The organism is Lentzea albidocapillata subsp. violacea, assembly GCF_900100275.1.
Classification (GTDB): domain Bacteria; phylum Actinomycetota; class Actinomycetes; order Mycobacteriales; family Pseudonocardiaceae; genus Lentzea; species Lentzea violacea.
The window spans coordinates 24,496-45,841 of the sequence record NZ_FNET01000015.1 but is presented as its reverse complement, the minus strand read 5'-3'; the positions used below and the strand labels follow the sequence as shown (position 1 = coordinate 45,841).

17 protein-coding genes are annotated in these 21,346 nt (G+C 70.1%); 11 read left to right on the top strand and 6 right to left on the bottom strand.

The annotated features are described in order from the left end of the window. The first annotated feature begins 27 nt into the window (after positions 1–27). The 5 genes from BLR21_RS28700 (at position 28) to BLR21_RS28680 (ending at position 6,631) form a co-directional block, all read left to right on the top strand. Positions 28–1,002 carry an ROK family transcriptional regulator gene (locus BLR21_RS28700; protein WP_090010694.1) on the top strand — a complete coding sequence of 325 codons (975 nt, stop codon included), beginning with the start codon at positions 28–30 and terminating at the stop codon, positions 1,000–1,002. A gap of 10 nt (positions 1,003–1,012) precedes the next feature. Continuing rightward, positions 1,013–1,813: a helix-turn-helix domain-containing protein gene (locus tag BLR21_RS28695; protein WP_256334991.1), complete on the top strand. Its 801-nt coding sequence runs from the start codon at positions 1,013–1,015 to the stop codon at positions 1,811–1,813. Then, positions 1,810–2,208, top strand: a complete 399-nt coding sequence (locus BLR21_RS28690) for a VOC family protein (RefSeq protein WP_090010691.1) — start codon at positions 1,810–1,812, stop codon at positions 2,206–2,208. Before BLR21_RS28695 ends, BLR21_RS28690 begins: the two co-directional genes overlap by 4 nt. Positions 2,209–2,272: 64 nt before the next feature. Further along, positions 2,273–5,674: a S8 family serine peptidase gene (locus BLR21_RS28685; protein WP_143027902.1), complete on the top strand. Its 3,402-nt coding sequence runs from the start codon at positions 2,273–2,275 to the stop codon at positions 5,672–5,674. 219 nt (positions 5,675–5,893) lie between these two features. Continuing rightward, entirely contained in the window at positions 5,894–6,631 is a 738-nt protein-coding gene (locus BLR21_RS28680; RefSeq protein WP_090010686.1) for a methyltransferase domain-containing protein, read from the top strand. Between the two features lies 1 nt (position 6,632). Here BLR21_RS28680 and BLR21_RS28675 read toward each other — a convergent pair whose 3' ends face one another. From BLR21_RS28675 to BLR21_RS28660, 4 genes are all read right to left on the bottom strand, one after another. Continuing rightward, positions 6,633–7,142, bottom strand: a complete 510-nt coding sequence (locus BLR21_RS28675) for a hypothetical protein (protein WP_090010683.1) — start codon at positions 7,140–7,142, stop codon at positions 6,633–6,635. Between the two features lie 87 nt (positions 7,143–7,229). Then, positions 7,230–8,891, bottom strand: coding sequence for a DEAD/DEAH box helicase (locus tag BLR21_RS28670; protein ID WP_090010681.1), 1,662 nt, complete (start codon positions 8,889–8,891; stop codon positions 7,230–7,232). Positions 8,892–8,939: 48 nt separating this feature from the next. Then, positions 8,940–12,050 (bottom strand): phosphodiester glycosidase family protein, encoded by a 3,111-nt coding sequence (locus BLR21_RS28665; protein WP_218130984.1) that lies wholly within the window; start codon positions 12,048–12,050, stop codon positions 8,940–8,942. Positions 12,051–12,141: 91 nt separating this feature from the next. Beyond that, on the bottom strand, positions 12,142–12,396 hold the full coding sequence (locus tag BLR21_RS28660) for a DUF4190 domain-containing protein (protein ID WP_036015544.1): 255 nt from the start codon (positions 12,394–12,396) through the stop codon (positions 12,142–12,144). Positions 12,397–12,538: 142 nt separating this feature from the next. On the opposite strand from BLR21_RS28660, the gene BLR21_RS28655 reads away from it, so the two are divergent. The 3 genes from BLR21_RS28655 to BLR21_RS28645 are packed head-to-tail and all read left to right on the top strand — an operon-like array spanning position 12,539 to position 18,835. Continuing rightward, positions 12,539–14,449 carry a hypothetical protein gene (locus BLR21_RS28655; protein ID WP_090010675.1) on the top strand — a complete coding sequence of 637 codons (1,911 nt, stop codon included), beginning with the start codon at positions 12,539–12,541 and terminating at the stop codon, positions 14,447–14,449. Then, complete coding sequence (locus tag BLR21_RS28650; RefSeq protein ID WP_090010672.1) at positions 14,433–17,321, top strand: ATP-binding protein; 2,889 nt, start codon at positions 14,433–14,435, stop codon at positions 17,319–17,321. The genes BLR21_RS28655 and BLR21_RS28650 overlap by 17 nt, the downstream gene beginning before the upstream one ends. Next, positions 17,318–18,835: a midas domain-containing protein gene (locus BLR21_RS28645; RefSeq protein WP_090010669.1), complete on the top strand. Its 1,518-nt coding sequence runs from the start codon at positions 17,318–17,320 to the stop codon at positions 18,833–18,835. The genes BLR21_RS28650 and BLR21_RS28645 overlap by 4 nt, the downstream gene beginning before the upstream one ends. A 12-nt stretch (positions 18,836–18,847) precedes the next feature. Here BLR21_RS28645 and BLR21_RS28640 read toward each other — a convergent pair whose 3' ends face one another. Together BLR21_RS28640 and BLR21_RS28635 are read right to left on the bottom strand one after the other, a co-directional pair. Next, a complete protein-coding gene (locus BLR21_RS28640) occupies positions 18,848–19,099 on the bottom strand; it encodes a hypothetical protein (protein WP_143027901.1) in 252 nt (83 codons plus the stop codon). Further along, entirely contained in the window at positions 19,081–19,293 is a 213-nt protein-coding gene (locus tag BLR21_RS28635) for an HC3 family zinc finger protein (protein WP_090010666.1), read from the bottom strand. Before BLR21_RS28635 ends, BLR21_RS28640 begins: the two co-directional genes overlap by 19 nt. A gap of 102 nt (positions 19,294–19,395) precedes the next feature. Between BLR21_RS28635 and BLR21_RS28630 the strand changes: the two genes are divergently transcribed. Genes BLR21_RS28630 through BLR21_RS28620 form a run of 3 tightly spaced genes read left to right on the top strand, consistent with a single transcriptional unit; the run spans position 19,396 to position 21,278 of the window. Then, entirely contained in the window at positions 19,396–20,223 is an 828-nt protein-coding gene (locus BLR21_RS28630; protein WP_176929835.1) for a DUF5753 domain-containing protein, read from the top strand. A gap of 10 nt (positions 20,224–20,233) precedes the next feature. Then, on the top strand, positions 20,234–20,395 hold the full coding sequence (locus BLR21_RS28625; RefSeq protein ID WP_090010660.1) for a DUF397 domain-containing protein: 162 nt from the start codon (positions 20,234–20,236) through the stop codon (positions 20,393–20,395). A 25-nt stretch (positions 20,396–20,420) separates the two neighbouring features. Further along, entirely contained in the window at positions 20,421–21,278 is an 858-nt protein-coding gene (locus BLR21_RS28620; protein ID WP_090010657.1) for an ornithine cyclodeaminase family protein, read from the top strand. Positions 21,279–21,346 lie beyond the last annotated feature (68 nt).

The following is a 21,346-nucleotide window of genomic DNA, read 5'->3' as shown; positions in this document are numbered from 1 at the left end:
AAGCAACGCTGTTGAATAATTGCGACCGTGGACCTCACCGCGCTGCGTTCGCACAACGACAGGGCCGTGCTCAGGCTCGTCCGTTCCGGGGCGCTGAGCAGGGCTTCCCTCGCCGCGGAGACCGGACTGACCCCGCAGGCGATCTCGAAGATCGTGGCGCGGCTCATGTCGGCGGGCCTGCTGGAGGAGACCGGCGCCGTGCGTGACGGCGGCCGCGGCAAGCCCCGGATGTCGTTGCGGCTCGCACCCGGCGGGGCGTACGCGTACGGCGCCTACGTCGACCGCGACGAACTGCGGGTGGTCAAGCTCGACCTCACCGGCGAGGTGGTGTCGGCGTCGGTCGTGCCACTGCCCCCGATGTTCACGCCCGCCGACGTGCTGGACGCCCTGGCGCCGTTGGTCGAGGCCGGGGACGAGGTGCTGGGGCTCGGCATCGGTATCGCCGGCCCGCTGGAGCACCGCGGCGGGGTGGTGTCGCCGAACGGGCTTCCGGGCTGGTCCTCGGTCCCGTTGAAGGCGCTGGCCGAGGAACGGCTCGGGCTGCCGGTCGCCGTGGACAAGGACACCAACGCGGGAGTGCTCGCCGAGGCGTGGCGGAGACCGCTCCAAGATGCGGCGCTCGTGTTCGTGGGCACCGGTCTGGGCGTGGGGCTGCTCCTCGGAGGAGAGGTGTATCGGGGTGCGCGGTCAGGTGCGGGGGAGTTCGGGCACACGACCATCCAGCTCGACGGGCCGCTGTGCGTGTGCGGACGGCGCGGGTGCGTCGAGGCGGTGCACGCGGCCAGCACGGGCGTCGAGGCCGCACGGGTGCTCGCCGCCGCGGTGACGAACCTGGTGCAGCTGCTGGACCTCGACCAGATCGTCCTGAGTGGACGGAAGGTGCTGGAGTCGCCGGACCTCTACCTGCGGGCGATGCCGGACGTGGACGTGAGTGTCACGTCATTCGGTCCCGACCTGGTGCCCGTCGGCGCCGGGCTGCTGGTTCTGGGCGAGTTGTTCTAGCATCGAGGATGTGGACGTCGAGCACGTCGTCGGCCTGCCGCACCCGCGGCTGCGGCCGTTCGTGACGCGGTACTCCGGGTATCGGATGCGCACCGAGCCCGGCATCCACCGCGGCCTGCCGTCCCGCTCGCTGACGCTCGTGGTCACGATGGACGGCACGGTCGACCTGTCCGAGGGCCGGTTCGCCACGCTGTGCGGCGGGTTGCACGACGAGGCCGTGATCATCACCCACGACGGGTTCCAGCACGGCGTCCAGTGCGACCTCACGCCGCTGGGGATGCGGGCGCTCTTCGGCATGCCGGCGGGTGAGCTGGCCGCCACCACCGTGGAGCTCGACTGCCTGGACGCTCCGGCCGCCGAGCTGCGCGAACGGCTGCGGGACGCGCCGACGTGGACGGATCGGTTCGCGCGCCTGGACGAGGTGCTCGGCGGGCTGGTCAGGCCGGTGCGGCAGCAGGTCGAGGTGGCGTGGGCGTGGCAGCGGCTCGCGGCGGGGGCACCGGTGGCCGAGATCGCCGCCGAGGTCGGGTGGAGCCGGCAGCACCTGAGCGCGCGGTTCGCGGCCGAGTACGGGCTCACGCCCAAGCTCATGGGCCGGGTGATGCGGTTCGAGCGGGCGAACCGGATGCTGCGTGGCGAGCGGCGGCCCACGCTCACCGAGGTGGCCGCGGCCTGCGGTTACACCGACCAGGCGCACTTCAACCGTGACTGGCGTGCGTTGTGCGGGGCGACCCCGACCGAGTGGATCGCGGCTGAGCTTCCATTCGTACAAGGCAGTGAGCACGGTCAGGGCGCAGAGTTGCTGTCATGAGCACACCTGCACCTACCTGTTGGCCCTGTCTGTCCTACCAGGACGCTCCTGCCGCGATCCGGTTCCTCGTGGAGGCGTTCGGGTTCTCCGAACATCTCGTCGTGCCGGGGGAGGGCGACGGCGAGGTCGTGCACTGCGAGATGGTCTGGCCCGAGGGCGGCGGCGTCATGCTGGGGTCCGCCGTGCGGTCGGTCGGCGAGGTCGAGGCGACCAAGGCCGGTGCCGGGTCGATCTACGTGGTGACCGACCGGCCCGACGAGATCCACTCGCAAAGTCTCGCGCGTGGAGCCACCGAGATCCGCGGCCTGCGCGACGAGGACTACGGCTCGCGCGGCTTCACGGTGGCCGACCCCGAGGGCAACCGCTGGAGCTTCGGCACCTATCGCGGAGCGTGAGGCAACCCGCACGCACCGTTCGGAGTCTTCCTGGGTGGAGAGGTCCACACCCAGGGGAGGACACGTGCGCTTAGCACGATGTTTTGTGATCACCGCTCTCGTCGCCGGGCTGCTCAGCCCGGCGACGGCGGCGCAGGCGGAACCGTCCAGAACAACCCAGAAGACGTCGGCCATCACGCTGATCAGCGGTGACAAGGTCGTCGTCGACGAGCGCGGGGAACTCGTCCGGGTCGAGGGGCGGCCCGGCGTGCAGTTCGCCCAGTACGTGCAGAACGACCATCAGTACGTGGTACCGGCGGACGCCATCGACGCGGTGAGCCAGGATCGCGTCGACAAGCGCTTCTTCGACATCACCTCGTTGCACGGCTACGGGTACACCGACGACAAGATCGACCGGATTCCTTTGCTGAACAATGGTTTCCGTGCGGCGGGCGCGGTGCCCAAGAAGGACGCGGCGCAGCAGTGGACGGCGCGGCGCACGAGCGCGTTGCGTGCCGAGAAGCTGTGGCTCGACGGCAAGTCGCAGATCTCGCTGACCGAGAGCGTGCCGATGGTGGGCGCGCCGGCCGCCTGGCAGTCCGGGTTCGACGGCACCGGTGTCACGGTCGCCGTGCTCGACACCGGGTACGACCAGAAGCATCCGGAACTCGCGGGCGTCGTCTCCGTGTCGAAGGACTTCACCCCGTCCGGCATCCAGGACGACATCGGTCACGGCACGCATGTCGCGGCCACGGTCGCCGGTCGCGGCGGCCAGTACGCCGGCGTCGCGAAGGGCGCTTCCCTTGCCGTGGGCCGGGTCTGCGAGGCCTCCTACTGCTTCGACAGCGCGGTGATCGCCGGCATGGAGTGGGCGGCGCGCGAGGTCAAGGCCAAGGTCGTCAACTTGTCGCTGGGCGGTGACCAGTCCGACGGCTCGGACCCGTTGTCCCGCAAGGTAGAGGAGCTCACCGCCGAGACCGGCGCACTGTTCGTGGTCGCGGCGGGCAACGCGGGGACGTTCCGCAAGGTGTCCTCGCCGGCCGTGGCGGACTCGGCGCTGGCCGTGGCCAACCTGACCAAGCAGGGCGTGGTGGAGGAGATGTCGTCGCGCGGCCCGAGGCTGGGCGACTACGCGGTCAAGCCGGACATCGCGGCGCCGGGCACGGGCATCGTCGCCGCCCGCGCCGAGAACACGTTGTGGGAACACGCCGTCGACGACCTGCACGCGCGGCTGACCGGCACGTCGATGGCCGCACCGCACGTCGCGGGTGCGGCGGCGGTGCTGGCGCAACGCAACCCGTCCTGGACCGCGGCCGAGCTCAAGGCGCACCTGATGGCGACGGTGAAACCGGTCGCGGACTCTCCCGTGAGTGTCGGCACCGGTCTGCTCGACGTCGGCCGCGCGGTGACCCAGCAGGTGCGGGCCTCCACCGGAAGCCTGTCGTTCGGGCTGCTGGAATGGCCGCACACCAGGACGTTCACGAAGACCATCACCTACTCGAACGCGGGTGCCGACCCGGTTTCGCTGACGGTGCAGCACAACCTGGGTGCGGACTTCGCCGTGCCGTCGTCAGTCACCGTGCCGGCACAGGGCAGCGTCGCGGTCGATGTCGTCCTGGACCCGCGCAAGGGCAACGGAACGTTCTTCGGTCACGTCAAGGCATCCGGGGGAGGCGTCGAGCTGACCACCTCCGTCGGCGCGTACGTGCAGGAGGAACGGCACGCGCTGACGCTGTCGATGATCGGCCGTGACGGCAGGCCCGTCCCGGACGAGTTCGCCGTCGTGGTCAACATGACGACGAAGGAAGCGTCGGTGATCAGCATCGGCCCCGACGGCACCGGCTCGGCACGGCTGCCCGTCGCGGACTACGCGGTGCTGAGCCGCATCGACGAGCGGACGCCGAACTACGACTGGTTCGTGCCGGTCGCCGCGACCGAGGTGGCCGGCCGCGTCTCGCTGACGGCGGCCGTGTCCGTGACGCTGGACGCCAGGCAGGGCAAGCAGATCGGGGTCGAACTGCCCGAGCGCGACTCGGAGGTCTGGTACCGCGACGCCCAGCTGCGCGTGCCGTTCGCGCCCGGCAAGATCAGCGGTGTCGCGAGCATCGTCGACGGCCGGGTTCCGTTGTACGGCCTGTCGTTCGGCGCGCCGCTGCCGGAGCTCACCTACGACTCCGGGCTCAAGGGCGGGCAGCCGCTGGTCTCGGTCCCCGGTGGGTTCCCGGTGCGGTACTACGAGAGCAGCAGGTACCTGTCGCCCGGCGAGCACCGGCTCGACGTGGCCGAACGCGGTTCCGACGTGCGCGGCAAGCTCGCTCTCGTCAGGCCTGCCGCCGAAGACATCTACGCGGTCGCCCAGGCGATGAAGGACGCCGGTGCGGTCGCGGTGCTGTGGGCGGGGCCGGTGCCGTTCGCGTACGAGGAGCAGACGGCGATCCCGGTGATCGCCGCGGCGGAGCACCACGTGGCCGTCACACCGGCGAAGCTCACGTTGCGGGCCATCGCGGGCTCACCGGTCTCGTACACGTTGTTCCTGCAGCACAAGGGCACGCTTCCGTTCGGTGTCAAGAAGTTCCGGCACTCGGAGCTCGCGCGGGTCAAGGCGCGCTACCACACGTCCGGGGGAGACGGCTCGGTCAACCAGCGGAACAACCCGGTCGTCAACGGCGCCATCGGCGTGACGCTGGACGAACGCCTCGCCGCTCCGGCGGAGCGCACCGAGTACTTCACCCCGGGCACCTGGTTCCAGGAGGGCTTCGACGGCCGCGCGTTCGGAGGCGGCGACGACCCGATCACGACCTCGTGGGCGCACGTGGACCCGGTGACCTTCCAGGCCGGCGGCAGGTACGAGCGGACGAACCTGCGTGCCGTCACCTCGCCCCAGCTCCGCGGCGCGTCGCTCGTGCCGTGGGCCGACGGCGGTGGCGTCGAACGGGCGGGCGATCTCATCTCTACGCGCATCTCGCCGTTCGGCGGCTCGGGGTGGGTGGAGAACTGGCGGCAGACCGGCGGCGGTTACGTGGAGCTGTTCCGCGACGGGGTGTCGCTGGGCTTCTCCGACGTGAGGCGGGGTTCGTTCCACGCTCCCGCCCGCGACGGCCGGTACAAGCTGGTGCTCGACGCGTCCCGCGAGTCGCTCGCGTTGTCCACCAACGTGAAAACGACCTGGGAGTTCTCAGCTTCCGGCGACGGCAAGCTGCCGTTGCTGGAGGTCGGCTACTCGGTGCCGCTCGACCTGCGCAACAGCTGGAAGGCCGGGGCGCCGATGCCGGTGAAGTTCACCGCGACGCGTCAGGAGGGAAAGGCGACCGTGCGCTCACTACAGGCCTACGCGTCGTTCGACGACGGCGCCACCTGGACTCCGGTGAGGTCCATCGTTCCTCCCGGCGGGAAGGCGGGCGGGTTCGTGTCGTTGCGCGTGGTGGCGGCGGACGCGGACGGCAACACGGTCGACCAGACGGTGCTGAGGGCCTACCGCCTGCGCTGATCGTTCCCTCCACTGAGTGATGTTGCTGTTATGGGCCGAACGGTCGTGCTTCTGTTACGTCTTAGGGCGTAACCGCACGGCCGTTCGGTCGTTGTAACACCCTGCGGCACCTGCCCCGCCGTGCGCGAGACGATCCAGGGACGCGGCGTCTCAGCGCCCAGGGCAGGTGCCGCCATTTTCGGTGGCCGGTTCGGCGCGCCTGTGGTGGCATTTCTGCTCATGGGGACATTCGAGGAGCTGGTGGCCGAGGGCGCGGCCGTGCCGCTGGAGGGCTGGGACTTCTCCTGGTTCGAGGGTCGTGCCACCGAGGAACGCCCACCGTGGGGCTACGCCGCGCTGATCGCCGCGCGCCTGGGAGCGGTCTCATCGGCCCTCGACCTGCAGACCGGCGGGGGAGAGGTGACGGCGTCGGCTCCGGTGCTGCCGCCTCTGATGGCCGCCACCGAGTCGTGGCCACCGAACGCTCTGGTCGCCGCGAAGAACCTGCCGCTCGTGGTGCGGACGCCGGACGCCGGGCCGCTGCCGTTCCGGAGCGCTTCGTTCGATCTGGTGATCTCGCGGCATCCCGTGGTGACGCCGTGGGGCGAGATCGCGCGGGTGCTGCGGTCCGGTGGGACCTACTTCTCGCAGCAGATCGGGGCCGGGACGAACCGGGAGCTGACCGATTTCATGATGGGGCCCCAGCCGGTGAGCGAGGCTCGGGGAGTCGGTATGGCCCGGGCTTCGGCCGAGGCTGCCGGGTTGGAGGTGGTGCGGCTGGAGCCGGTCGCGTTGCGGGTGGCGTTCTTCGACGTTGCGGCGGTCGTGCACTTTCTGCGGAAGGTGTTGTGGACCGTGCCTGGGTTCACCGTCGAGGGGTATCGGGATCGGCTCCTGGACATGCACGCGCACATCCAGGAGCACGGGGAGTTCGTGTCCACCTCGACGCGGTTCCTGGTCGAGGCCCGCAAGCCCTGACTCACTCGCGGGATTCGATGAGCCGCATGGCGGCTTCCTCGGTGATCGGCACCAGTTCGCCACGCTCGCGGCCGTCGTACATGTCGCTCTGGATGTGACTGGCCTTCCAGGCGTAGCCAGGGCCACCTACGTGCTGCTGCTCCTTGTGATGGCCGTTCGGAGCGATCCACGTGCGGACCACCGACGTCGGGTTGTCCACCGAGCTGCCGCTTTTCACCTGCGCGAAGTAGGAGTACTTCCCGTCCGCCGGATCGTCGGCGTGGACGCGCGCGTACTTCGCGGCTTCGTAAGCCGCGACGGCCTCCTCCGGGATCGGGCGCGCCTCCGCCTGCCACTCGCCGTTCTCGATCATGACGAGGTCACGGGTGCTCTCCCAGACAAGTCGCTGCGAGTAGCGCTCGTCGTGGACCTGGCCCGCTTCGTCGGTCCACCTGCGCACGATTCCGTTCGAGCCGTCGAGTTCGGGGTGGAAATCGGTCAGCAGGGCGTAGTACTCGTACTGCGGGCTCAAATCAGTCCTCGTTCCACCCGGTTGCACGTCTCTGAACGTGAAAAAGCCCCCGCCGGGTCGTGGCGGGGGCTGTCTCATGTTCGAAGTCTAGCGGGGCTGGCGCTCGCGGCGGATCGTCACGCGCTTGCCCTTGATCGTGGCGTCGCGCAGCTGCTCGATCACGTCGTTCGCGGAGTCGCCGGGCACCTCGACCAGCGAGAACCTGTCGGCGATCTCGATCGCGCCGATGTCGCGGCCCTTCAGGCCCGTCTCGCCGGTGATCGCGCCGACGATGTCCTGCGGACGGATGCCCGACGAACGGCCGGCACCCAGGAACAGCCTGGTCATGCCCTCGGAGGGGCCACGGCGCTCGCGGCGCGGGCCTGCGGGGACGCCGTCGCGGCGCGGGCGGTCCTCGCGCGGGCGCACCTCCGGGATCTCCTCCTCGTCGGCGGCGGCACCGGAGGCCTCGTGCGCGAGCTTGACCGCGGCCAGCGCGATCTCCATGACGTCGAACTCGTCGGCCAGCGTCTCGACCACGACGCGGAACCGCGACAGGTCGTCCTCGAGCAGCGACTCGTGCAGCGACGAGCGGGTCAGCTCCAGCTGGCGGGCGCGCAGGTCGGCGACCGTCGGCACCTTCTCGACCGGGATCTTGGTCTTGCTGACGCGCTCGATCGTCTTGAGCATCGAGTTCTCGCGCGGCTCCACCAGGGTGATCGCGACGCCCTCACGGCCGGCGCGGCCGACGCGGCCGATGCGGTGCGTGTACGCCTCGGGCGCGGACGGCACGTTGTAGTTCACGACGTGCGTGAGCTGCTCGATGTCGAGGCCGCGGGCAGCGACGTCGGTGGCCACCAGCAGGTCGGCGGTGCCGGAACGCAGGCGCGCCATGACGCGGTCGCGCTGCTCCTGGCTGATGCCGCCGTGCAGCGACTCGGCGCGGTAGCCGCGGCCGTTCAGCGTCTCGGTGAGCTGGTCGACCTCGTCGCGGGTGCGGCAGAAGACGACGGCGGCGGTCGGCGACTCGACGTCGAGCACGCGGCCGAGTGCGGCGGGCTTGTGCTCGCGGCGCACCAGGTACGCGGTCTGCCGGACGCGCGGGGCCTCGCCCGGCTCGGTCTTCTCGCGCTCGATCTGGATCAGCACCGGCTCGCGCAGGTGGCTCTTGGCCATGCGGTCGATGCGCGGCGGCATCGTGGCCGAGAACAGCACGGTCTGCCGCTCGGCGGGCGTCTCGCTGAGGATCGCGTCGATGTCCTCCGCGAAGCCCATGTCGAGCATCTCGTCGGCCTCGTCGAGCACGACGACCTGCAGGTCGCCCAGCTGCAGGGTGCCACGCTGGAGGTGGTCGATCGCGCGGCCCGGGGTGGCGACGACCACGTCGACACCGCGGGACAGTTCACGGAGCTGGCGGCCGATGGGCTGGCCGCCGTAGATGGGGAGCACACGGGCACCCATGTGGCGGCCGTAGCGGTGGACCGCCTCGGACACCTGCACGGCGAGTTCACGGGTCGGCGCGAGCACGAGGGCCAGCGGCTTCTCACCCTTGCCGATCTTGTCGGCGATGCGCTCGAGCAGCGGCAGCGCGAACGCCGCCGTCTTGCCCGTGCCCGTGGCCGCCTGGCCCAGCAGGTCGTTGCCCGCGAGGAGTGGCGGGATCGCTTCGCTCTGGATCGGCGTCGGCTCCTCGTAGCCCAGCGTGGTGAGTGCGTTGAGGATGTCGGAGCGCAGCCCCAGGTCGGCGAAACCGTTGTCGGCGGTGGTCATGGGGAGTATCTTCCCCCACCGCCTCACATCACACTCACTCAGACCAGGTCACGGCGCCTCCGAGGCCTCGACGCGCACGTCCGCGCTGCTCGTCACGCCGTTGACGGTGACCGAGATCTTCGCCTGACCAGGCCTGATGCCGGTGAGCACCCCGGTGTCCGGTTCGAGCCGGGCGACGTGCCACGGCCGGACTCCGCTTCCGGCGCCCACGTGCAGACCACGTGACCCTTCCCACACCGCGCCCATCGGATAACGGACCGCCACCGACCGGGCACCCTGTTTCACCGTCGCCGCAACCGTTTCCGTCGCGCCGGGCCTCAGCGTCGCCGGAACCCGGATCTGGAGCGCGTCCACGTGCGGCCGGATCTCGGCCCCGAGGCCGTCCTCGCCGACGCCGACCAGCGTCCAGCCGGTGAACCCGCCCGGCTCCGCGGGTGCCTTGCCGGAGTTGCCGTTGATCACGTACGGGACGCCGTCCACAGTGGACGCGAAGAACCCGCCGACGTGCCCGCCGACGAACGCCGTGGGTTTGTCCCGTTCGGACAGCAGCCGCTCGAAGTAGGACGCTTCCAGGCGGTCGTCCAGCTGGCTCGTGCGCGCGGGCGTCGGATCGCGCGGCGGGTGGTGCATCAGCACGACGGCCTGGCCTTCGGCGGTGCGCAACGCGTTGCGGAGCATCTCCATCTGCTCGAAGCCGCCGCCCCTGATCGTGCCGGTCGACGAGTCGAGCAGCACGAACCTCGTGCCCCGGTGGTCGAACGTGCGGCTGGCGGCGCCGAACTCGCGGCGGAAGTTGTCGATCGTGCCCGGACCCATGATCTCGTGGTTGCCCGGCACGTAGTACCAGGGGAAGTCGCCGAGCTCCTCGGTCAGCACCCGGCGGGCGAGCGACAGGTCCTCCGGTGCCGCCTCGTCCACGAGGTCGCCGTTGACCACGACGAACTCGGCACCGGACGCCCTGATCTCCCGCAGGGTGCGGCGGGCCGACCTGACCAGGTCGCTGTCCGGGGCGCGGGCCACGAACTGGGCGTCGGACATGACCGCGAACGTCCAGCCCCGCGCCGGGCCGATCACGTCCTCGCGCAGGTCCGGGACGGGCGGCAGGGTCACCGCCGGTGGCACTCTCGCGACGATGTCGTCCACGACCACCTCACCCCGGTAGGACCGGTCGGCCCTGGTCTCGATCGCGGTGAACCTGGTGACCTGGACCGGGAACTTCAGCTCCGGCGGCACCGCGACCTCGATCCGCTGCCAGCCGTGCCAGGTGACGTGGGGCCCGTAGAGCGACCGCGACTGACCCGTCGCGTCCCTGACGGTGAACGCCGTCCACTCGCCCTGGCCGCTGCCGTGGACCTGGGCGGCGAGCGACAGCGGTTGCCCGTCGACCCGGATCGGCTGCGGCGGAACGGCGTAGGCGGTGCGCGTGCCGGTCGACTGGGTGAAGTCGTAGCTGAGCCTCAGGCCCGCGCCGGTGTGGCCGTCCGGTGCCGGTTCCACCTTCCCGGTCGCACGGGCGGAGCCGAACGTCCACTGTGGAGCATCATCGAACGTGGCGACCGGCTGGTCCGTCACCCCGACGGTGACCGCCGCGTGCGTCTCCTTGCCCTGGGCGTGTGCCCTGATCGTGGTGGCGCCGGTGCGCAACGCCCTGATCTGGAGGTCCGGGGTGACCTCGATGATCCTCCGGTCGTAGCTGAGGTCGAGGTCGGCGCGTTCGATCGGCGCGCTGAAACCCCTGGCGTCGAAACCGTTGATCCGCAACGGCTTGCGCTCGTGCTCGGTCAGGCTGATCCGGGTCTCGGCCGGGGCGATCCTCGTGAGCCTGCCCAGCACGGTGAGCCCCGTGGTCCTGGTCGTGAGGCCCTTGAAGGCGGTGAAGCTCGCAGGCCCCGAGCGCGGCGCGGCGTGGAAGGTGTCGCCGATGGCCCAGCCGCCCGTCGCGCGCGAGAGGTGCGCGTCGCTCGCCGGTCCGAACGTCTCGTCGTGGCCGCGCACCGTCAGCCGGCGGGTCATGCCGGGGAAGACGCGGGTGCTCGCGGTCTGGACGTCGAAGCCGACCAGCTTGCCGGTGCCGGCGGGGGCGTAGAGCGCGAGGCCGTTCGGGACCGGGCGCTCGCCGCCGTCCGAGGGCGTGTTGACGACCTTCAGTTCGGTGGTGCCGGGCTCGCGGGCGAGCATGGTCGACGAACCGCCGCCGTCGAGGTTGAGCGCGTTGTGCGCGCCGAGCCCGATCATCGCGTCGGCCAGGTCGTCCAGGTCCAGGCCCTGCAGGTAGGCGCTCTGCCGTCCGTCGACGGTGAGCATGTACATCTTCTTGCCGTCCCGCGAGAACCCGACCGCGGTGCGCGGGTGCAGCGGGGCCGCCGGGGCGACGTTGCGGCCGTTCTCGACCAGCAGCTGCCGCCCGCCGATGGCGGTCTTCGGCTTGCTGCCGTCGCTGGTGCGGCTCTGGTAGCTGACCTCCGCTCTGTCGCCCGGCTTCAGAGCCTTGAGGACGTCCGCGCCCTTGTCACGGCCGACCAGCGCGTACCCCTCGACGGGCCGGTCGCTCGGGCTGCCGACCGATTGCACGACGTCGTCCTTGACGATCACCTCGGCCGTGTTGGCCGCACCTTGCGTAGCGCGCGCTCTGCTGTACGTGCCCCACAGCGAGTTGAAGACACCGATGCCGTCAAGGTCGATCCGCGCGCTGTTGAGCTGCGTCAGCTCGTGCGTGCCGTTGAGTGTGCCCTCGAAGAACGTCTCCATGACGCTCCCGACGCCGGCCGCGTCGATGCCGATCGCCCGGCCCTCGCCGGACTTCCTCAGGCGGCCGTCCTGGATGCCGACGCCTTCCGGCGCGTTGCTGTTGTTGATGTCGAAGAAGTCGCCGTTGATCGCCGCGACCGCGCGTTCGGTTTGCTGCGAGAGGGGAACCGCCTGGGCGACGGTGCCGGGATCGACGTACCCGACCTGCGCCTTCGTGAGGTCGACGGCCAGCGCGTCCCCGCGAACCCAGCCGTCGGGCCGGTACCAGTCGAACGAGCTGAGCGTGACGCCAGGAGCGACGGGTCTTTCGATCCGCTCGGTCTCGACGCGTCCGGGGGAGTCGGCGCGCGCGGGGGAAAGGGGCGCAAGGAGGGCGGCGGCGATGATCACGGCAAGTGCACGTCTCGTCACGCCCCGGAACCTAGACCGGCCCGGTGAAGAACCGCCTAACGGTCTGCGCCTCGCACCCTGATCACCCTGCCGTCGCGGCGTTCGACCCAGGTCAGAGTGTCGGGGTCAGCTGTGCGGCCTTGGCGATGATGATCAGGATCCAGATGCCGGACGCCGAGAACCCGAGGCGCACCAGCAGTCGGCCCGTCTGGCCGGTCCGCGTGATCTGGACCAGCGCGATGAAGCCGAAGATCCAGCACAGCATGATCGGGAAGCCCAGGATGCCGACCAGGCCGCAGACGAAGCAGGCGACCGCCCAGCCGTTGCGTCCGGGCCCCGTGTACTGCTGCGGAGGCGCCTGCTCCATCTGCAGGTACGCGGGTGGGTTGGGTCCTCGCGGCGGTTCCCCCGATGAATTGACCGACACAGTTCGCGATTGTGTCACAGCGCGCTAGGCCGTCCGGCACAATCGGCGATGCTCGATCTTCAGAGCGTACTGGGGAGGGCTTGTGCAGGGGCAGGACGTCGTCGTGGCCGGGACCAACGAGATGTGGCAGCGGCTGTTCAGCGGCCAGGAGCGGTGGGGCTGGGAGTTCACCGCTCCCGCGCTGCCCGCGATCAGCCCGGAGGCTGCCCACGAACCGGTGGCCGAACAGGTGTACGCCCCGCACGACTACCTGCTCCAGCAGAAACGCAGCAAGAAGGCCTGGCTCGCGTTGATCGGCTGGCTCGTCGTGACGTTCTTCGCGGTGGCGCTGACGGGCTCGGTGCTCAAGCCGACCGAGGCGGCCATGCCCGCGCTGGTGCAGTGGGCCACGTCGATCGTGCTGTTCGCGGGCGTGGTGCTCGCGTTCTTCACGTTCTTCCGCACCAGGCGCCGCTTCAGCGTGATGAAGCGGCGCTACGACTCCCAGTACAACGGCGCCGTCCAGAGCTACAACGACGCCTACGCGGCGTGGCGCGCCCGTATCGACGAGCACAACCGCCGGGAAGCCGAACGGTTCCTCACGGCGATGCTGTGGCACCCGCTGCGCCTCACGTCGAGGCCGAGCCGGATCGACGTCTTCGGCGGCACCGAGGACGGGTGGGCGAGCCTGCTCACCACGATCGGCGCCGCCCAGCTCGCGTCCGGGTCGTCGATGCTGCTGCTGGACTTCACCGACATGTTCGTCGGCGAGAACCTCACGCACGCCGCCGCGCGCCAGGGTTACGAGGTCCACGCCCACGAGGCGCCCCGCGACCTCACCCGGCTCGGCCTGCTGACCGGACTCGATCCCGCGGAACTGGCCGAGGTGCTGGCCGAGTCGATGCACAACCTCAACCGCTCGGCGATGGCGGCGGACCTGCGCGGCCTGCACATCGACCTGCTGACGGCGGTCGCCGAGCGACTGTCCGAGCCGATCACGTTCACCAAGCTGGTCGCCGGCCTGCAGGTGCTGCGCCGCGTCTACGACGCCGGCTCGGACGAGACGCTCGCGGCGGAGGAGCTGCGCAAGCTCAACTCGTACGTCGACACCGTCGGCAACACCGACCAGGTGCGCAACGAACTCCAGTCCCTGGAAGGGGAACTGCGCTCGCTGGCGCGTGCCGAACAGGACGCGGACCCGGCAAATTCCACCGGCTTCGGCGCGGTGTGGCCGGTGCGCGGCCTGGCGATGATCGCGACCAAGGCCCGGACCGGCAGGCACCGGCGGTTCCTCGACCACGTCGTGTTCCACCGGGCCCTGCAGGAACTGCACTCGCGGCAGGTGACGGGGCGCGAGACGCTGGTCGTCGCGGGCGCCGACCAGATCGGCCTGGAAGCGCTCGAGGCGATGGCCAGGCAGGCCCGGCGGTCCGGCGTGCGGCTGATCTTCCTGATCCAGCACCTGCGGGACGACCTGCGCAAGCTCCTCGGCGCCGGCGGCACCGCCACCCTCCTCATGCAGCTGGGCAACGGCGAGGAGGCCGCGGCCGCCGCGGAGTTCATCGGCCGCGGGCACAAGTTCGTGATGTCGCAGCTGACCGAACAGATCGGCAAGACCCTCACCGAGGGCACCTCGAACACCGACGGCGGTTCGGACAGCGTCACCCACAGCAGGGGCTCCAGCACGGGTGGCAGCTCCAGCAGTTCCTGGTCTCCCAACGGTGGCAACTCGTCGTCGGGCAGCTCGTGGTCGACGACCAGCGGCCGGGCCGAGACCAGGGAGTCGAACTGGTCGGACACGCGCAGCAGGTCGGAGGCCAGGTCGGAGACCGTCGGACGGACCGACGCCCGCGTCTACGAGTTCACGGTGGAGCCGACGACGCTGCAGGGTCTCGCGCCCACGGCGTTCGTCATGGTGGAGACCGGCCCCACCGGGCGCAGGGTCGTCCTCGGCGACTGCAATCCCGGGATCGTGCTCCTCGACCGGGTGGCCCTCGATGCACGGGTCTCCTGAGCAGGTGCTCGACGGCTTCGTCTTCCACCGCATGACCGTCGTCCCCCGCGGCGACGACATGGCCACGATGGCGGACCGCCCGGACGAGTCGGGCGGTCGCGCACCCGCGCAGCTGTTCGCCGCCCTGACCGCGGCGCACGCGGGCCTGCGCGGCCGCACCGACGCGGCGTTCGCGGTGGCCTGGGAACGGCCGCGGGAGGGACGCGGACTGCGGATCCTCGTCGGCGGACGGCCGTACTCGCCGGTGGTCCGTTCCGACTCGGACACCGGCGTGCCGTTGCTCTACCCGCCGGGCAGCCTCGGCGAGGTCGTGCCGGTCGCGGAGCTCGGTGAGCGGTGGGCGGGCCTGAGCTCGTGGACGCGCTGCGCCGGCGGGCCGGATCCGCTGTGGACACCCCAGGCCGGTTCCGCCGCGCCGGGCAGGGGCGGCTTCGACGACTACGTCACGCACCTGCCGGGGGAGTTCGTCTGGCTCGTCGTGGCGGAACCGCTGCCGGCGGAGACCGTCGAACGCGAGCTGCTCGGCCTGGAGACGACGATGCCCCGCCTGCGGCAGCGGGAGAACTCGGAGCCCGACCGGGTCGCGCTGCTGCGGGCCGAGGCGCGCTATCGGGAGCTGTCCCGTGCTCAGGCCGTCGGCATGTGGGCGGTGCACGTGCTGGTCGGCGGCCCCGACGACGTGAGCACGCGCACCGCGGCCGCGTTGCTGTGCGGCGCCAGCGATCTGGACGTCCTGCCGTACGTCCTGACCCCGGGACAGGACTGCGGCGACTTCGCCGGCGTCTGGCGCGACCGGGGCAAGACCGGCGAACTGAGCTCGCCGTTCTCCGCCACCGCCGAGCTGGTCGCGGCCCTCGCCCGGCCGCCGCGCCGCGAACTGCCGGGCATCCGCGTGGTCGAACCGCCGCTGTTCGACGTCACCCCGGAGGTCGCCGGGGACGTGCCGCTGGGACTGGTGCTCGACGACGCCGACCAGCCGGTAGGGGAGTACCGGGTGGCGCTGGACACGATCAACCGGCACACCTTCGTCGCCGGCGCGACCGGTTCCGGCAAGTCCCAGACCGTCCGGACCCTCCTGGAGGGGCTGAACGACGCGGGCGTGCCCTGGCTCGTGATCGAACCCGCGAAGGCCGAGTACGCCGCGATGGCGGGCAGGCTGGGCGACCGCGGCACGGTGACCGTGATCCGTCCCGGCGACCCCCACGCCTACCCGGCGGGGCTGAACCCCCTGGAACCGGTCGCCGGATTCCCGTTGCAGACCCACCTCGACCTCACCCGCGCGCTGTTCCTGGCCGCGTTCGACGCCGACGAGCCGTTTCCCCAGGTGCTCGCGCAGGCGTTGACGCGCTGCTACACCGGCTACGGCTGGGACCCGGTGACAGGTGTGCCGCGCGGCCGGGTGGGACCGGTGAAGTACCCAGGGCTCGGGGATCTGCAGACCGCGGCCGTCGAGGTCGTGAACAAGATCGGGTACGGCCGGGAGGTCGCGGACAACATCCGCGGCTTCGTCGACGTGCGCATCGGGTCGTTGCGCCTCGGCACGCCCGGCCGCTTCTTCGAAGGCGGCCACCCGCTCGACATCGCCGCGTTGCTGCGCGGCAACGTGGTGCTGGAGATCGAGGACATCGGGTCCGATGTGGACAAGGCGTTCTTCATCGGCGCGGTGCTGATCCGGTTGTTCGAGCACCTGCGGGTGAACCACCAGCCCGGTGCGCGCGGCCTGAAGCACGTGCTGGTGCTGGAGGAGGCGCACCGGCTGCTCAAACGCGCCGAACCGGGCAGCCAGACCGAGCACGCGGTGGAGCTGTTCACCTCACTGCTCGCCGAGATCCGCGCGTACGGCGAGGGCATCATCGTCGCCGAGCAGATCCCCGGCAAGATCGTGCCCGACGTCGTGAAGAACACGGCGTGCAAGATCCTGCACCGCCTCCCCGCCGCCGACGACCGGGAAGCGGTCGGCGCGACGATGAACCTCAGCGAGGCACAGTCCCGGCACGTAGTCACCCTGCCGCCGGGCCGGGCGGCCGTGTTCACCGACGGCATGGACCGGCCACTACGGGTGCTGGTGCCGTTGAACGAAAGTGCCGAGGACGCGTCACCGGTGTCGAAGGAACCGGTCCTCGCCGGCCTGCGCAGTGTCGCGTGTGGACAGTTGTGCTCCGCCCGGCCGTGCACGCTGGCCGAGCTCGGCGACGCGGTCTACCGGGCCGACGAGGACGCACGCCTGGTCCTGTGGATCGAACTGCTGACGGTGGCTCATCTGACCGGCCGCCCCGCCCCGGACCCGGATCCGGCGTGGCTCGCGTCCCTGCGCGCACTCGACCCGCGAACGCTCGACTGCGCTCTCGCACACCGCGTGCAGGCCGCGGTCGACTCCCGCTACGCGATCGTCACCACCCACAACTCGGCCGAAGAGCTCATCACGCATCTCATGGAGAGCGCACGCCGCACGCTCTCCGGTTCGCCACACGGTTGCGACGGCAGCGAGTTCCGCTGGCAGTCCGGCCCCTACCGCTGGTACGACGTGCAGCGCGCCCTGAAGCCCGCCGTCGTGCCCGCTGTCGTGCCCGATGAGGCACCGCACCCCGACACCGCCGCCTGGGCGGCCAGGGGCCTCGTCGTAAGCGGCCGCACACGCGCCGAGCAACTCGCCGACCTGAAGGCACGCCCGGAAGGCAGCCGCGGCGGCAAGGTCACCGCACGCGGAACAGCCACCCCGGCGGCGATCGACGTCGCGGTGGAGAGGCTGAGCGCCGCGCCCGACCCGCTGCAGCGCTTCCGGCAGGCCTCCGCCTTCCTCCGCCTCCGCACCGGATGGGCCCCAGCAGTGCTGACGATCAAGAGCACGGACAACTCGAAGGGCGCACCGTGAGCGAGACCAGCGAGACGCCCGCACCGCCCGAGACCCCGGAGACGTCCGAGACCTCCGAGACGCCGCAGGGGTCTGCGGAGGAGTCGAACGCGGACGGGGTCCAGGAGGACGAGGAGCCGGCGGCGGGTTCGGAAACCGGCTCGGCGGAGTCCGGCGAGGGCGACGAGGGCGACGGGGTGCAGGAAGCCGGGGACGACGAGGTGGAGAACGTCGAGAGTGCCGAGGCCGCGCCCGCTTCGGCCGAGCAGGGTGATGACGGCGTGCAGGAGGACGAGGACTCCGCTGCTACCTCGCCGGCTGAGGTCGATGAGACGGCGGAGGAGTCGGGGGCTCGGCAAGAGGAAGTCGCTGGGGATTCCGAGGCACGTCAGGAGGAGACGGCGGAGGACTCGGAGGCGCGTCAGGAACAGACGGCGGAAGAGTCGGAGGCGCGTCAGGAGGAAACCCCAGGGGATTCGGAGGCGCGTCAGGAACAGGCGGCGGAAGAGTCTGAGGCGCGTCAGGCGGAGACCGCGGACGACTCGGAGACGCGTCAGGCGGAGACGGCGGAGGACTCGGAGGCGCGTCAGGAACAGACGGCGGAAGAGTCCGACGTCCGTCAGGAAACCGCGGAGGACACCGAGGCCCGTCAGGAAGAGACCGCGGAGGACTCGGAGGCCCGTCAGGAGCAGACGGCGGAAGAGTCCGAGGTCCGTCAGGAAGAAACCGCAGAGGATTCCGAGGCGCGTCAGGAGCAGACGGCGGAAGAGTCCGAGGTCCGTCAGGAAACCGCGGAGGACACCGAGGCCCGTCAGGAAGAGACCGCGGAGGACTCGGAGGCCCGTCAGGAGCAGACGGCGGAAGAGTCCGAGGTCCGTCAGGAAGAAACCGCAGAGGATTCCGAGGCGCGTCAGGAACAGACGGCAGAGGAGTCCGAGGCGCGCCAGGAAGAGGACGCGCAGCGGGAGCAGGAACAGGCGACGCAGGAACAAGACGCCCAGCAGCAGGAGACCGAGCAGCAGGAGACCGAGCAGCAGGAGGCCGAGCAGAAGGAATCCGAGCAGCAGGAGTCGGAGACCGAGCAGCAGGCCCAAGCCGAGAACAGCCAAGGCGACCGGCAGAGCGAGGACTTCAAGCAGCGGTCCCAGGACATGTACGACCAGGTCGAGCGCCAAGGCCAGGACTTCAAGGACTCCGTCGCGGACCAGAAGGGCAACGTCGAGGACTACATCGACAGGTTCAAGGCGAACGACGAAGCCAAGGCCGGCGCCACCGAGTTCGCTGTCAAGGGCATCGAACAGCTCGCGTCGGAGTTCATCAAAGCGGTGAAAGAACTCGGCGACAGCGGTGCGCCGGTCAGCGACGCGGTCTCGACCTACATGACGGACGGCTTCGAAGGTACGAAGATCATCGTTGAGGGCTGGATCGACGGGCTGAAGAAACGCCTGGCCGGCGACGACGCCGCCGAGACCCCCGGCAAGCGGGGATCGGGCGCTGAACTGCCTCCTCCCGAGGATGACGACACCTCGCGTTGACGACGTGGCCGCTCAGCCAGGTGGTGACCCGTCCACCGTGGAGAGCATGTCGGCCTCGGCCAGGTAAAGGCGGCCGAGGTCGGTGAGCAACGTGCCGAGTTCGCGATAGTGCTCGGCGCGTTCCAGGTCGGGAATCAGGCCGCACGTGCGCAACATGTTCTGTGCGAGCAACTCACCGAACTGTGGATAAGTCTTCACCACCTCACGCGAGAGGCGCTGAAGAGATACGCGCAATAGGTCTTCCGTCAGGATTTCCGCGGCCATGGCAGGATCCCCTCACTCTCGCGCCAGATGCCGTCGCAGTCCCAGCACGTCGGCCACACGTTCTTGTTCGTCCACAGGTCGAGCTCTTGTGGCACAAAGGGACTGCCGCATAGTGTCTCCACGAGCCGCCCCCTGGCCGGCTCCTCGGAGATGGCATGTCGCCGCCCTTCGTGGGGCGTCCATCGAAATCTCACAGGATTATTCTGCAGCTTGGATGAGCTCCAAGCTAACGCCCTTTTGGGTTGTGTTGGCTCCGAATGTTCTGGAGGCCCCAGGAATGGGGTTACGGTCTCGTCATGCCGAAAAGATTCTCCACTGTGAGAGGCCGTGAGTTCGGGGACGGCCTCCGTGCGGCCATCGCCGCCACGGGAATGACGTCGCGTCAGGTCGCCGAACTCGTCGGCTGGCAGGAAGCCAAGCTTTCCGACCTGATCAACGGCAAAGGAGGTGCCACCGAACTGGAACTGGCGCTGCTGCTGGGCGTGTGCCGGACGCCGGCGCACGAGCGGGATCACCTGCTCTCGCTGTTCACCGGCACGGGCGTGAAGGGGTGGTGGCAGGAGCACGGCGCCTGCGCGCCGATCAGTCCGCGCACGTTGGTCGAGCACGAGCGCCTGGCGAAGAACTTGTTCAGCTGGCAGACGATGCTGCTGCACGGCACCCTGCAGCTTCCGGACTACACGCGTGCCGTGATCACCGCCTGCGCGAACGTGCCCGGAGACGAGATCGAGGCGCGGGTCGAGGCGCGGGTGCTGCGCCAGGAGGCGTTGCGCGGACTGAAGGCGGTCTTCTTCGTTCCCGAGTCGGTGCTGCTGAACCAGGTCGGTGGGCCTGAGGTGATGCAGGAACAGTTGCGCCACCTGGACAGGCTGGCCGCGCGGCCGGGCGTCGTGTTCCGGGTTGTGCCGCTCGGTGCCGGTGCGCACGCGGGCATGGCCGGGTCGTTCGACATGCTGACGTTCGACAAGTACGAGGACGCTGTCTTCCTGGAGAGCGAGAACTCCAGTCTGATCATCGAGGCACCGGACGCCGTCGAGGCCTACGGGCGGATCGTCGAGGGGCTCGAACTCGTCGCCTTGGATGCGGAACAATCGAAGGGGCTGATCAAGAAGTTGCTGACATGAGGAGACTCCGATGGCTGAGTGGCGCAAGAGCACCCGTAGTGCGAACGCAAGTGCCTGCGTTGAGGTCGCCATCGGCATCGGCATCCGGGACAGCAAGGCGCCCGCCGCCCACGTCGAGGTGGGCGCCGCCGCGTGGACCGCGTTCCTGGCGGGCGTCACGCGGGAGCGCTGACCGGCAGGTCGTTACCATCCGAACCATGACGATGCCCGCAGCGATCAAGGCCGTGCGAGAAGCGTTCGTCGGGCTGGCCGCGGAGGAGTTCGACCTGCCGCCGCGGCAGGCGTTCGGCGCCAGCCGGTCGCTCGTCATGGCCGTGCACCACCGGCCCACGGGGTCGACGGCGGTCAAGGTGATCAGCATCGAGGTCGAACGGGATCCGATGATCACCGGCACGGTCGTGTACTCGCACTCGGACGGCCAGTTCGTCACGGACGCGGTGTCGCTCACGACCCTGCGCACGGGCGCTGTCGTCGGTGTGGCAACGGATCTGCTGGCGGACGAGGACGCGTCGCACCTGGCGTTGCTGGGGGCCGGGGCGCAGGCCGTGGACCAGGTCAGGGCCGTGCACGCGGTGCGGCCGTTGAAGAAGCTCGTCGTGTTCAACCGGAACGCCAAGAAGGCCGAGGCGTTGCTGGAGAGCCTGAAGGACGAGCTGCCGGACACGGTCATGGACGTGGCGAACGATGCGGACGAAGCCGTGCGGGACGCGGACGTAGTGTGCTGCGCGACGGCGTCGACCGTGCCGCTGTTCCGGTGTGACTCGCTCAAGGAACGCGTGCACGTCAACGCCATCGGGTCGTATCGGCCGGTGATGCGCGAGCTGCCCGAGGAACTGCTGGCGACCGCCGGCGTCGTGGTGGTGGACCAGGTCGAGGCGGCGCTGAGCGAGGCCGGCGAGATCATCCGCGCGGTGCGGAGCGGCGTGCTCAGGCTGGAGTCCCTCGTCGAACTCGGTGCGGCGCTGGGGAATCCGCCACTGCGCGAAGGCCGGACGGTGTTCAAGTCGGTCGGCGTCGCGGTGCAGGACTGGGCGGTGGCAAGGCTTCTGGCGTAGAAAAGCGCTGGACGTGGACCCATCCGCCGCGGGGGTTCACGTCCAGCGCTCTCGAATCTCCCTGTCAG

What these genes read in the sequence shown, in the direction of transcription:
- BLR21_RS28690 (WP_090010691.1), top strand. Translation starts at nt 1,810, where the DNA reads ATGAGCACACCTGCACCTACCTGTTGGCCCTGTCTGTCCTACCAGGAC.
- BLR21_RS28680 (WP_090010686.1), top strand. Translation starts at nt 5,894, where the DNA reads ATGGGGACATTCGAGGAGCTGGTGGCCGAGGGCGCGGCCGTGCCGCTG.
- BLR21_RS28670 (WP_090010681.1), bottom strand. Translation starts at nt 8,891, where the DNA reads ATGACCACCGCCGACAACGGTTTCGCCGACCTGGGGCTGCGCTCCGAC.
- BLR21_RS28660 (WP_036015544.1), bottom strand. Translation starts at nt 12,396, where the DNA reads ATGGAGCAGGCGCCTCCGCAGCAGTACACGGGGCCCGGACGCAACGGC.
- BLR21_RS28650 (WP_090010672.1), top strand. Translation starts at nt 14,433, where the DNA reads ATGCACGGGTCTCCTGAGCAGGTGCTCGACGGCTTCGTCTTCCACCGC.
- BLR21_RS28640 (WP_143027901.1), bottom strand. Translation starts at nt 19,099, where the DNA reads ATGGCCGCGGAAATCCTGACGGAAGACCTATTGCGCGTATCTCTTCAG.
- BLR21_RS28630 (WP_176929835.1), top strand. Translation starts at nt 19,396, where the DNA reads ATGCCGAAAAGATTCTCCACTGTGAGAGGCCGTGAGTTCGGGGACGGC.
- BLR21_RS28625 (WP_090010660.1), top strand. Translation starts at nt 20,234, where the DNA reads ATGGCTGAGTGGCGCAAGAGCACCCGTAGTGCGAACGCAAGTGCCTGC.
- BLR21_RS28620 (WP_090010657.1), top strand. Translation starts at nt 20,421, where the DNA reads ATGACGATGCCCGCAGCGATCAAGGCCGTGCGAGAAGCGTTCGTCGGG.